Raw genomic sequence first — 12,324 nt, 5'->3', positions numbered from 1 at the left:
GTTGAAAGAACGCATTAACAGCAGGGATACGTTATCGAGCCGTGCCGAATCGCCTGAAGCCGTGTCCTTGGGTAGCCCCCCTCGCTCGACAGCCAAACTGAAAGCGTCATCGGCGCTTGTTTGTTTTGCGTTGTCCAACTGTCCCGCCGCTTCCAACACAAGCAGAGCGGCGTCCCGATAGCTCACCTGTTTCTGCTCCAACAGCCGCTCGATTCTTTCGGCGGTTTGTGCGGAAAGAAAACTTGGTAGGGCTGCCAGTAAAAAGCAAAGTAGAAAAATTTTCATTGATCACTCCTATATTGATAATTTTTGGGTTTTATGCAATATTTACCTCTTTTAATCTTGACAAGATGTAATCTATATATTACAAATAAATAATGCCTATACGCAAAACGAGTGTTTTTAGAAAGTGGATGAAAAAACTCAAAGATGTTATTGCTAAAGCCCATATAGACAGACGGATAGACAGGCTTGCCCGTGAAGAGGAGGAAGAAGACGATGAAAACGAGTAAATGGGACATGGCGGAATTCATGGAAACAAAAGAAGATATAATCGCCCATCTTGCGGTTGCCCTTGAGGAAAATGATATAGATTTTCTATTGAGCGTCCTCAATGCTCTTGCCAGATCAAAAGGTATGGCACAGGTTGCCAACGAGTTGGGGGTATCGCGCGAAGGTTTGTATAAATCCCTTGCTCCCGGCAGTAATCCCGCTTTTGGAACAGTGGTAAAAACACTTAATAATTTAGGCTTCAAACTCAACATAGAATTAAAACACGCCTCCTGATTGCTTTTAGCGATTAGTATTTAGTGGATAGTATTTAGCATCATTGTTCGTAAGCCGCGCCTGATACTCCCACGCTTCGCTTGCAAACCTCGCTCTCTACCCACTATCCACTAACCACTTTCCCCATCGCTACTGTATCGTCCACACCGCTGATGTTCCGGCTGTCCCCGACCTTATGTACGTACCCGGCGTACCGTTGACTGGATCCGTTGCGTAAAACTTTGCCCGCAAGTCGCCGTTGATGCTGAAAGCGCTAGCATTAACCCCGCTCGAAGGAATCTGCCCTTCAAATGTTACGCTGGTAAGTCCGGTGCAACCGTTAAAAATGCTATCCCCAATGCTGGTAACGCCGGCGGGTATGGTTACGTTTACAATGCTGGTGCATCCGGTAAAAGCAAAGCCAGCGATACTTGTGCCGCCGGTTATAATGACGGTTCTAAGCGACGTCGGCACATCAATAGGATTAGCGGAGGTACTGGTCGCGCCGAATATATAGCCAAAATAGGTATATGAGGTTCCGCCGTCCAACGTATTGCCCACAAATGGTATGGTTATGCTGACAAGTTTGGAGCAACCGTAAAAAGCTCTGTTACCAATGCTGGTAACATTGTTGGCAGATATGGTTATACTGGTAAGGTTAGAGCAGTTGTAGAACGCGCCGTAGTTTAACGATATCGCGTCTGTAATTGTTACGGTTTGTAACTTTGTCGGGATATAGTATCTGGCGACTAAACTACCAGAAGAAGAGATTTGTACTGTTTCTGTCACGCCTTGAAGTCCTGACGTGCCGAATATGTACCCGAACAAGGCGTTATCATATGTAGCCGTCCTGCTTTCGCCGACAAACGGTATGGTGATACTTGTCAGTCCGATGCAGCCACTAAACGCATTTTTCCCAATTCTTTCAACGTTGTTTGGTACGGTAACGCTAGTAAGGTCGGTGCAGTTGTAAAAAGCGTACTCTTCAATGCTGGTAACGCTGTTAGGTATAGTTATGTCGGCAAGGCTGGAGCAAGAGCCAAAAGTGTATTCCTTAATGGTGGTAAAACCGACATTGACAGGCATTGTGACGTTGGTAAGGCTGGCGCAGTAGTAAAAAGCGTAACTCCCGATGCTGGCAACGCTGTTTGGTATAGTTATGCTGTTAAGTCCGGTGCAGCTGTAAAAAGCGTAACCCCCGATGCTGGTAACGCTGCCGGGTATGGCAAACGCGGTTCCTGCTTTTCCTGCCGGATACGAAACTAACGTAGTTTTATTTTTGTTGTACAACACGCCGTCCTCTGAGATGTATGTTGTATTACCAACCTCGACCGTTATTGCGGTAAGGCTGGTACAAGCTTGAAAGATATTGGGGTTATAACTCTCCCCAATGCTGGTAACGCTGTTGGGAATGGTTATGCTGGCAAGGCTGGAGCAATAGGCAAAAGCCTGAAACCCAATGCTGTCAACTTTGCTGGTTGGCGCGAAAGTTATGCTGGTAAGATTGGTGCAATTTTGAAAAGCCTGACTCCCAATGCTGGTAACGCTGTTAGGTACAGTGTTACAGTTTTCTAACGCTTACTCACAAGTACGCTTTATTACTCATAAGTCTATATCAGATAACGAATTACGTCAACTGCTTTCCTCATAATTATTTTTAATTACTCATAATTACCCTCCGTTATTCAACAAATATGATGTCATATCTGGTGTAACATAAGCGCATTTTACATTACCGCATTTAACAAACCTGAATAATTATTACCGCAGACCCCATTCAGAATACCCTTTATAACTCCCATAAAAGCCCACAAAGCAGCGTTAATCCCCATTACCGTATCACATTTACCCTTTACACCCAATAAAACCCCTTCCAATGCCGTTTTTTGCTTTTTTCTTGAATGTCGCATAACGCTTAGCAAGTTTTCCCCAAAAAGGGGACCGCCTGCGGCGGCAGGGCTGCGCCCTAATTTAAAACGAAAGGAAGAACACCCGATTTGTTAATATCATTCGCCAATACCCCCCGCCCCGCGCGCCCTACCCATCGCAGCGCAGTCCGAGAGCAAAGCGAGATTAGACCCACCCACCCGCGCGCGGGGCGGGGGGTAATAATTCAGTATTGGCTTCGTAGTGTTGAACTGCCCATAAGATTAAAACAAACAAAAAAACACCTTCCCTTTTTGTTGCGCTCCCAATTACAGAACAACAAACATAATAAATATTTCCCTCTCTACGCGCACACCGGGCTAAGAGCAATACGGCAACCGCCCGAACCCATAAATTTGTGAAAAGTAAAAATTCATCCTCAGTACTTATTCCCTCCCAATAGCATTAGTTCAAATACGCCACATTATCCCCGCTCCAGAGTCGCCACCCCCTTAAAGCCTAAAGGATAAAATTGCTCCGTTCCGCTGCGCTCCACTCCGCAATTTTTTCGGTAGAGACCGCCCTTTTTTGTGCGGACATTCGATATGATATTCAAAAAACATGGATAAAAAGGGACAAAAAAGTATGGCAAGGGCAAACTGTAAAATTTAATAAAAATGAAAACACGGCATAATCCAAACAGGCAAACTTCGCACCCATGCCCAACATCGTGTTGGGCATGGGCATGAAAAAAAAAGCTAATCCTCACGCTTTTTTTTCTAAAATAATTCCAAAAGGGCATTAAACAACGGCGTACCGCCGACCGTGTTTTAACATAATAACAAAATAAAACGCCATACTTTTTTGTCTAAAATTATAGGCAAAAATAAAATAAATAAAAGGCACAAAAAACCCCGGCAACCCGCCCTTCGCAAAATGCCGCATAACACGCATTATAAAACCCGTGTGGGCAAGTCGTAGTCCACCCGCCCACGTCTCGACCTCATCAGGCACAGCGTAATTCGGCGGCTACACTACGGGTTTTGGCATTATTGTAAGTGTAAGCATTATCCGCTAAAGCCCAACTGCACATAACCGTCGGTATACGCTTCGCCTTCGGCTCGGGGTTCGGGCAGAAATTAACAAAATAAAAAATTACTCCCAAATTGCCCTCACCCACATTTGCCCACATAAGCAATTTTATTCTAAATAAAAATTTATTGTAAGGCTTATGTGGTCAAACGTCGTATACCTCTGCACGGTTATATGCAATTGGGCGATAATTGGGCAAGGCAACAGAATGTGACGTTATGTATAGTTGGGCTAACGCAAAATAAAAACATCACCGCTTGCAGTACATTTATTTTCAGTTGCTATATTTACTCCCTGTTTAAGCCCCAACTATCCCCTTCGGTACATAACGCGCCATTCTGCCGCCTTGCCTGTTGGCATTTTTCGAATATACCAAAACCCTACGTTCCGCCGCAGAAATGCGTAGTTTGCCCGCCCGGCATTTCGTGTAACAACAAGCGAAGAGTAGTACGCCACACGGCTCGTAGATAAAACACCCTTCCCAAAACCGTACTTAAAACATAAAATCGCTGTAACCCCCAAACGAAAAAACCGCCATAAGGAATTATTGATAATTAAAAACTTTTAAAAAGGCGGTTTTTCCGCAGGGGGCAATGGTCGAAACAAATCGCTCTTGATAATAAAAGTGTGAGAGTTTTACTCCCTATTGAATTTCCACCTTGATAAATAAAATCGCTGTAACCCCCTAGCAAAAAAACCGCCATAAGGAATTATTGAAAGTTAAAACTTTTAAAAAGGCGGTTTTTCCGCAGGGGGCAATGGTCGAAACAGTCCACTCTCGATTGATAAATAAAGAAGCGTAAGAGTTGTACTCCCTCTTGACAGTTGACAAGACAAATTCACAAATTCGGAAAGTTCCCTATATATACTAATATTATTACTTTTTCTTTTTTTTAATTATTATATGTCATAAAATAAATGATTAAAGTACTATGGAAGAAAAAAGAAAAACCCATGACAACACCAGTATTTACTTGTCATACTTGACAATTCCAAGCGGTTTTTTTTCATCGGGGGGAGCGTGCGTCCCCAAAATTGCCATTTTTTGTTATTAGAAAATTCTTTTTCTGTCAAAAAACGTTGATTTATCGCCTGTTTGTTTACCCAATTAAAGGGGCGCACGGGGGAACCAACAATCGCAGCCGCAGGCTGTAGATGAACAAAATCCAAACGTTCCGGCGCCGAACAGCTTAACAAGATGAATAAATGAGGCGGGATTTATCCCGCCGTCCGCGCCGCGGTCATAGCGAGGTACTTAAAAACAATGTTACAAACAAATAACAGCGTCCCTATTTATAAATATTTTTCCCGCACCCGTAAGGTTTAAATGAGTATTAAAACCAGAGAATTATCTTCATGTCTCCTACAAAATCCTGTAGCTAATTTTTTAGTTTATCAATCCTATACCTGTCCAAAACCGTTCTGTTGCAGTCCTTCCCTGTTGGAAACCATTCTCTTTAAGCCGCAGGGTAAAAAATCTTTCGCTTACAGGGTGTTCATTTTTTTCTTCGCACCAATCAGAGTATGCCTTATATAACTTTTTAATAGAAATAATATTTTCTTTTTCCTGAGTACATCTTTCCCTAATAAAATTTCCAATAACATCCATTTCTCCACGATACTCGTCTGTTGCAAACAGCACAGCCTTTGGCGCTTTCAACTTATTCTTATTCCAATTCGCAGCCCCTTCCAAAAGCCAGTTAAGAATACCGCTTGCTTCTTCCCTTAATTTCATTTCAAGAAATTTATCCTGTTTATCTTCAGGAATTCTGGTAGTGAACGGAATTAGTTTAATCCTTCGCCATATACCATGATCAGTACCTTTAATCACAGGCTTATGGTTAGTCGCCATGAAAATCTTGAAAGTAGGCGCAAAATTAAAAAACTCCCCATACAAAAAACGAGCCGTCATTTCATCATTTCCGGTTATCTTTTTAATCAAAGGTTCAGAAAGCCGCCTCCCTTGCTCAACTTCCGTAGTTGAAACAAATCGAGTACCACGCAGACGAGCCACATCATTAGAATAATTATCACCTGATTTTTTCATAAAAGTTTCCGTAGGCGTAGCAATGGAATAATCACCTAACAAATACATAATAGTATTTAGAAAAGTAGACTTGCCATTTGCGCCAGTACCATACAAAATAAACATCGTTTGTTCAGAAATATCTCCCGACATAGACCACCCCACGGCAGTTTGGACAAACTTAATCAAATCAGTTTTATAATCCATAACCTCCCTGACAAATTGTTTCCATTTTGGACAATCCGCTTTCGGGTCATATTCCACATTGGCTATCTTTGTAATTAAGTCCTCTTGCCTATGCTCCCTAAATTCGCCGCTTAAAATATCAATCGTACCGTTCTTAACATTCAAAAGCCACGGATTAACGTCCAACTCATCGGTTCTAATTCTCAAAGCCGAAATCCAAGTCGCCGCCTCGACAAAAGCCTTTCGCCTTCTTACGCTCTCGCTCATCATCGCCGCTTTTTCAATGTCGATACGCTCCCTATAATCGGCAGTCTTTAAAAGTTCGTCATAAATATTACGAACCATTTCAAGACCTTTCTCGTGAATCATACAACCGCCCTCGTCCATTTCCCAATACTTGCCGTTCCACACTACCCACTTCTTCCATGCGGCGTTATACCGGATATCCCGCCCATTTTCTTTAACAAGCCGCATTGCGTTAGTGCTATCCGTAAACTGAATTAAGCCTTTTTTGAATTCGCTAACCCGCAAAAAAACACTCTCGTCCCCGATTTCTTCTCTCATAAGAGCCTCCGCATAGGTTTAATTTTTTTGAAAACACTTTAGTTTTCAAATTATTGGGTACAGGATAATAGCCGTGTGATAGAAAGTAATTAGGTAAAACGTGCAATTTTCCCCTTGCCTTATCCTTTCAAAAGCAAGTAAAATAAGAATAAGGAGAAACGACTCCGAAGGAGACGAATATGCCGCAAGCGCAAACAATGACTTTAGATGAAAAACTAGCCATATCGAACAAAGCCTGTTTATTATGGGAAGCCGGAGATAAGGAAGGGCATAGAAACCTAATGAAAAAACTGCCCATTCCCCCTTATTTAGCAAAGGTACTCAAAGAAAAAGTAGGGGCGGATATAATAAGAATTGGAGGTTGGGATTTATCGGAAGTAGAGGCTGAATTTGGACCAGATTGGCTTAACTCTTAATATATCCGATGCGGCTATAAGTATTGATTTTGGTCGCAAAGGTTTTGCCACAAGAGGAAAGGCTGAAGAAGGACGTTTTTCTTACGAGAAAGGCATAGCCCAAGCCCTGTCCGCATTTCAAGAAGCTCAAACGACCGCTGCCCCCCAAACCATTATCCTAGCCGAGTATACCTTCCTAACTCAGGAACTTGAATTTTGCGACAAATCAGACAAAGAAAGCATAAGCAGCTTAACCAGAGCCATCCGTTTTTTCGATGACGCTTTTCTTGCCCTTAAAACAGTTGAGGATAGTATTCTTTATCAAGGTGCAGAACAAACCCACCCCCACGATCCAAAATACCGTGTAAAAGGCTTTCCGAAGGACTCCTTCCACATTGCCTGTAGCGGACACAAAGCCCGTATACAAAATATACTTAAAACTCCCGGATTAGACCCTATAGAAAAATCATTACTCAAGCAGAGGCTTGTCAATATGTCTACAGCGCAAACGGCGTATTTGGAATTGCAGAAGAAGGCGTTATTAAATGAAAAATGATCAATAATAAAATAATTACATGAAAAACTTACCCGAAGGATACAGTAAAAGTGTAATAACCAGACTTACTAATATGATAATTTCTGGAGATTTTAATGATTTAAACATTCGAGAATTGCTTATAGAATTGAGAGAATATTCTGATAATAATTCTATATTTAGAGAATTAGCCCATTTTATAGCGCATCATAAAGAAGGGAGAAAACAAGGAAAGTTTGTAGATTATATAATTTCCTATAGTCAGGAAGTAAAATTTATTTGGGAATATCAAATAAACAATAAAAAGTTTGATTTATATAAACCATTCCCAAAATATATTTTAGATATTATTTATAATAAATTAAATAAAATTGACAGAATGGAATTGGAAAGAAAATTCAACCTTACTCTACATAAAATAAAAAAAGAAATAAAAAAACATATTATTGAAGATGAAAAAACAAATGCTGTTTTTTTTATGAATAATGCTTTTCCCAAACTGCACAATGTTATTGTTTATAGTTTAAAACAAATTGGCATTCAGAAAGAAATATTAGATCAAAACATTATTATTGACGATATTATTAAAACCTTAAAGAATAATGACATATCATTTAATGAAAATGAATTCAAAAAAATGAGTAATAAAATTATATTTTGCATTTTATTATTATTACATCTTTGTCCTTTGCAAATTGATGAAAACAGTAATGAAGAAAAACCTTATTGTTCTATATTGGTTGATAAACTAGGTAACAATAGAAATGAATTGTATCTTGAATTATATGGTATTCTAAATTCACCAATAGGTGACGATATGAAACTAGCATTTCCAATAATTTCAACTAATTTGCTATTATCAGAATATTGTGATGATAATTTATTAAAAGATATATTGAGCAGTAAAACAAATAATGAAATAACACGCCCATTAGAATTCAATAATTTCAAATTAAGTTATTCGTCCAAAAGTAAAAAAGATATAAAAAACGCAGTGATTTTTATTATTAGAGATAGGGGAGATGGAAATAAAAGACTTGAAATAATAAGTCTAAAGGATTCAACAAAACATAAAGAAGTATAAAAATACAAATACAGCCAGGCTGTCATTTTGTACATGATTTTGTATAATAAAATTAGAGGAAGAAGATTACCGCTGGACGGAGGATAAATATATTGCGTTTTATGGTCCTCATAAGTTGGAACTTGAATTTGACGAACATAAAATTTACTTTTGGGATCCTCCATACAGATATAATTATTGGTTTCACTGGATTGAAAAACTTCATAGAGACGAGTGGAGAAAATATTTTTACCAGATTATTACAGGCTTTGGAGGAAACAGGGCAATATACCTTCCCGATAATATGTCGGAATCATCCAAATATGCCCAGGAATGTGATGATTTGACATTTGAAGAAATCGAAAATGGCTTAATTAAGGACTATGGAAAATTCGAAAAACCATTACATGAAATTAAAGAAGAAGACGATTGTTGGTACTATATCGATTATTTTAAGGATATAGACTGGTCGAAAAACGCTCCAATAGATGAATTTTTGCCGGAACCGTAATAAAGTAAAAAATATGGTACTTTCTACTGCCCGTATACCACAATTATTCAAAATAGGCTATAATACCTTATTATGCCCCTATCTTGGAACGAAATCAGATTAAGAGCCTCTAACTTTGTAAACGAATGGAAAGACAAAGCCCCAAAAGCAAGAGAAGAGGCGGATGCGCAGGATTTTCAAACTGACTTTCTTAACATTTTCGGTGTTTCAAGAAGGCAAGTCGCCAACTTTGAACATAGAGTAATAATAGGTGGACAAGATGATTTATTCGGCAATACTACAGGGGGCCGCAGGGGTTATATCGACCTTTTCTGGAAAGGCCGTTTTATGATAGAAATGAAAACCCCCGGAAAGGATATGTTAAAAGCCTATCAACAGGCAAAAGAATATGCTGTTAATCTGCCCCCTGCCGAACTACCCGAAGGAATACTTATCTCTGATTTTTGTAATTTTGATTACTATAACCTTGAAAAGGATAATGAAGTTGAACATTTTTCTTTGGCTGAATTGCCTGATAAAGTAGAATTATTTGGTTATCTTGCGGGGTATAAAGACGTAAAGTTTCAGGCGGTAAGCCCCGTTGATATTGAAGCCGCCGAACATATGGGCGAACTACACGACGCTCTCAAAGAAAGCCAGTATACAGGACATCAACTTGAAATGTACCTTGTCCGCCTGCTTTTCTGCTTATTTGCCGATGACTCTGGTATTTTTAAAGAAAAAAAATTATTTTATAGATACATAAAAGAAAGAACAAATGAAGACGGAAGTGATTTAGCCATTCATCTAGGACAGATATTTGATATTCTAAATAAACATGAAGATAATCGCTTAAAAAACATTGATGAAACATTAGATAAATTTCCTTATGTAAATGGCGGTCTTTTTGAAGAAAGACTGGAAACCGCAGCCTTTAATTCGTCAATGCGAAAGACATTACTAAAATGCTGTACACTTGATTGGTCAAAGATAAAGCCCGAAATTTTCGGCGCTATGTTTCAAAGCGTAAAAGATAAAGAAAGCCGCCGTGAATTAGGCGAACATTACACAAGCGAAACTAATATATTAAAAATAATAAAACCGCTTTTTCTTGACAGTCTATGGGAAGAATTTGAAAAAATAAGGAAATTAAAATCATCCATTCAAGAACATAGACTTTTGGAATTTCATACCAAACTTCGTCAATTAAAATTCTTTGATCCTGCTTGCGGTTGCGGTAATTTCCTTGTTGTCAGTTATCGTGAACTTCGGTTACTTGAAATAGAGGTGTTATATGAATATTTACAAACTCAACAAGTTTTTGACATTGAACTCATGGTAAGGGTAAATGTAGACCAGTTTTTCGGGATAGAAATAGAGGAATTCCCCGCCCGTATCGCCCAAACCGCATTATGGCTCATGGATCATCTGATGAACAATAAAGTGTCGGAAAGGTTTGGAAAATATAACCCTCGTATTCCATTAACAGCTTCGCCAACAATAGTAATTGGTAATGCGTTATCAACAGATTGGGAAACTGTTGTACCTAAAGATGAACTATCCTACATTTTAGGAAATCCGCCGTTTTTAGGTTCTCGTATAATGAAAGAACATCAAAAAGAGGAAGTGAAAAAAATATTTAATAATATGAAAAATTTCGGTGAACTTGATTACGTTACCTGTTGGTATAGAAAAGCCGCCGAATATATACAGGACACTAAAATCGAATGTGCTTTTGTTTCAACAAATAGTATTTGTCAAGGTTTACAAGTGCCAATTTTATGGCCTGAATTGATTAACAAATATAACATTAAAATCAACTTTGCTCATCAAACCTTTAAATGGTACAATGAGGCTAAAGGTAAAGCAGCAGTATTTTGCGTAATAGTAGGTTTTTCTCTTTTTGACAGAAACTTAAAAAATATTTATCATTACGCAACTGTAACCAGTGAACCAGTAGAAACAACCGTAAAACAAATAAATTCATACCTTGTTGAGGGAGAAGATATATTTATAAAAAGTCGTACAAAACCTATATGTAATGTACCAAATATGAATTTTGGTAATATGCCCGCTGATGGTGGTGAATTATTATTTTCAAAAGAGGAAAGAGACAAATTCCTACAAGAAGAACCAGGTGCAGAAAAATATATGAAACAGTTTATCTCTGCTTATGAATATCCTGAATCCGTATGAAAATTCTCTATATTTTAACGGATTAGAGAATTACAAGCATTGAAAGGCGGCATCAAGTTGAAAATATAAATGATGCCAAGGATTATCTTCCCAGATTTTTATGATTTTCTTTCCGGCGTGTCTGACATATTTTATGGCAATACCAATAATATTCTGTATTACCTTGCCAAGCCGCATCCTCTGGCTCCGACTTTTAACCGGCAACGCTGTTTTTATTTTCTTCGCACTTTGCCCTATGAACCGCAATACATTAAACGCGTTCATCGCTATCATCAAATACAGTTCGTTCGCATTGAATTTCCCCGACGGCAGCCGTTCAATATCCATGTCGTGTTTCAGCTCGCTGTGATACTGCTCGCTGGTCCCATGATCGTGATATAGTTCTATAACGGTTTCCGCTTTATACGGCAGATTGGTCCACCAGGTATTTACCTCTATGTCATGAATAAGCAGCGGATTCCCGTTTTTATCTATAGTTCGTTCGGTTATCTCATATACGCAATGGATGTTATTACATCCCTCCGGGCGAATGTCATACGCGCGCCCTTTCCAAACGGTCTTGCCCTCTCTCGCTTGTTCCCCGTTGCCCTGCGCTTGCGCGTACTCAAGCCAGCCTTCGACGCTTTCTCTTCGGATGTTTCGTTTCAGTATCATAAAACGGTTTTTTGCCGGTGTGTCGCTAAACAGCGCTTTTATGGTATCTACACTGTCATTTCCGCTGTCTAAACGAAATAACAGCGGCAGCCCGCTTATCTTGTCCGGCAGCCTTTCTAATAGCAGCCTTAAAAACTCAGGCGTTCCCTCCTGGCAGTGTTGGGAACCCGGGCGCAGTTCATTGTCTATCATGTACCCTTCTTTCCCAATGTAGGCAAACATCGGATGGTATCCCTCAAACTTTTTATACGTGAACCCCACCCCTTCCTTTTTCGTTTTTGAGTTGTCCATCGGGGAACTGTCGACATCTACGGGAATGTACGTTTTCTTGCCAACGCAGATTCCTGTCAGTTCCGCTTCTTCAATCAGAGTGAGCGTTGTCCCGCGCAATTGCCTGATAATTCCGAGCCTGTCCTCATCGGCAAGCCGTTCAAGATATAGCCTTACGGTTTCAGGCGAGTATTTGAAGTCAACGCCAAATGAATCGCTGAA

Annotated in this window: 11 protein-coding genes and 1 pseudogene; 6 read left to right on the top strand and 6 right to left on the bottom strand. The window is 39.6% G+C overall.

The features are described 5' to 3' along the window. On the bottom strand, nucleotides 1-285 hold a 285-nt coding region (locus ACYVRH_RS08825), incomplete at its 3' end, for a hypothetical protein (RefSeq protein ID WP_461256550.1). 213 nt (nucleotides 286-498) lie between these two features. On the opposite strand from ACYVRH_RS08825, the gene ACYVRH_RS08820 reads away from it, so the two are divergent. Further along, on the top strand, nucleotides 499-786 hold the full coding sequence (locus tag ACYVRH_RS08820; protein WP_461256549.1) for an addiction module antidote protein: 288 nt from the start codon (nucleotides 499-501) through the stop codon (nucleotides 784-786). Between the two features lie 129 nt (nucleotides 787-915). On the opposite strand, the gene ACYVRH_RS08815 is transcribed toward ACYVRH_RS08820, so the two are convergent. From ACYVRH_RS08815 to ACYVRH_RS08800, 4 genes and pseudogenes are all read right to left on the bottom strand, one after another. Beyond that, nucleotides 916-2,058 (bottom strand): leucine-rich repeat domain-containing protein, encoded by a 1,143-nt coding sequence (locus tag ACYVRH_RS08815; RefSeq protein ID WP_461256548.1) that lies wholly within the window; start codon nucleotides 2,056-2,058, stop codon nucleotides 916-918. Between the two features lie 66 nt (nucleotides 2,059-2,124). After that, nucleotides 2,125-2,301 (bottom strand): annotated as a pseudogene (locus tag ACYVRH_RS08810) (leucine-rich repeat protein); the annotation flags it as partial. Between the two features lie 191 nt (nucleotides 2,302-2,492). Then, nucleotides 2,493-2,675 carry a hypothetical protein gene (locus ACYVRH_RS08805; RefSeq protein WP_461256547.1) on the bottom strand — a complete coding sequence of 61 codons (183 nt, stop codon included), beginning with the start codon at nucleotides 2,673-2,675 and terminating at the stop codon, nucleotides 2,493-2,495. 2,435 nt (nucleotides 2,676-5,110) lie between these two features. Beyond that, the gene (locus ACYVRH_RS08800; protein ID WP_461256546.1) at nucleotides 5,111-6,499 is read right to left on the bottom strand and encodes a DNA primase family protein; all 1,389 of its coding nucleotides are present in this window, start codon (nucleotides 6,497-6,499) and stop codon (nucleotides 5,111-5,113) included. A gap of 179 nt (nucleotides 6,500-6,678) precedes the next feature. Here ACYVRH_RS08800 and ACYVRH_RS08795 point away from each other — a divergent pair, with 179 nt between their 5' ends. The 5 genes from ACYVRH_RS08795 (at nucleotide 6,679) to ACYVRH_RS08775 (ending at nucleotide 11,178) form a co-directional block, all read left to right on the top strand. Then, complete coding sequence (locus ACYVRH_RS08795; protein WP_461256545.1) at nucleotides 6,679-6,915, top strand: hypothetical protein; 237 nt, start codon at nucleotides 6,679-6,681, stop codon at nucleotides 6,913-6,915. Next, on the top strand, nucleotides 6,890-7,450 hold the full coding sequence (locus tag ACYVRH_RS08790; protein WP_461256544.1) for a hypothetical protein: 561 nt from the start codon (nucleotides 6,890-6,892) through the stop codon (nucleotides 7,448-7,450). Before ACYVRH_RS08795 ends, ACYVRH_RS08790 begins: the two co-directional genes overlap by 26 nt. A 19-nt stretch (nucleotides 7,451-7,469) precedes the next feature. Next, a complete protein-coding gene (locus ACYVRH_RS08785; RefSeq protein WP_461256543.1) occupies nucleotides 7,470-8,513 on the top strand; it encodes a hypothetical protein in 1,044 nt (347 codons plus the stop codon). Between the two features lie 115 nt (nucleotides 8,514-8,628). Beyond that, on the top strand, nucleotides 8,629-9,003 hold the full coding sequence (locus ACYVRH_RS08780) for a hypothetical protein (RefSeq protein ID WP_461256542.1): 375 nt from the start codon (nucleotides 8,629-8,631) through the stop codon (nucleotides 9,001-9,003). Between the two features lie 72 nt (nucleotides 9,004-9,075). Beyond that, nucleotides 9,076-11,178, top strand: coding sequence for a DNA methyltransferase (locus tag ACYVRH_RS08775; protein ID WP_461256541.1), 2,103 nt, complete (start codon nucleotides 9,076-9,078; stop codon nucleotides 11,176-11,178). 30 nt (nucleotides 11,179-11,208) lie between these two features. On the opposite strand, the gene ACYVRH_RS08770 is transcribed toward ACYVRH_RS08775, so the two are convergent. Beyond that, on the bottom strand, nucleotides 11,209-12,324 hold a 1,116-nt coding region (locus ACYVRH_RS08770; protein ID WP_461256540.1), incomplete at its 5' end, for an IS1380 family transposase.

The organism is Treponema sp. R80B11-R83G3 (assembly GCF_054786115.1).
This window is presented reverse-complemented; position numbering and strand designations above follow the sequence as displayed.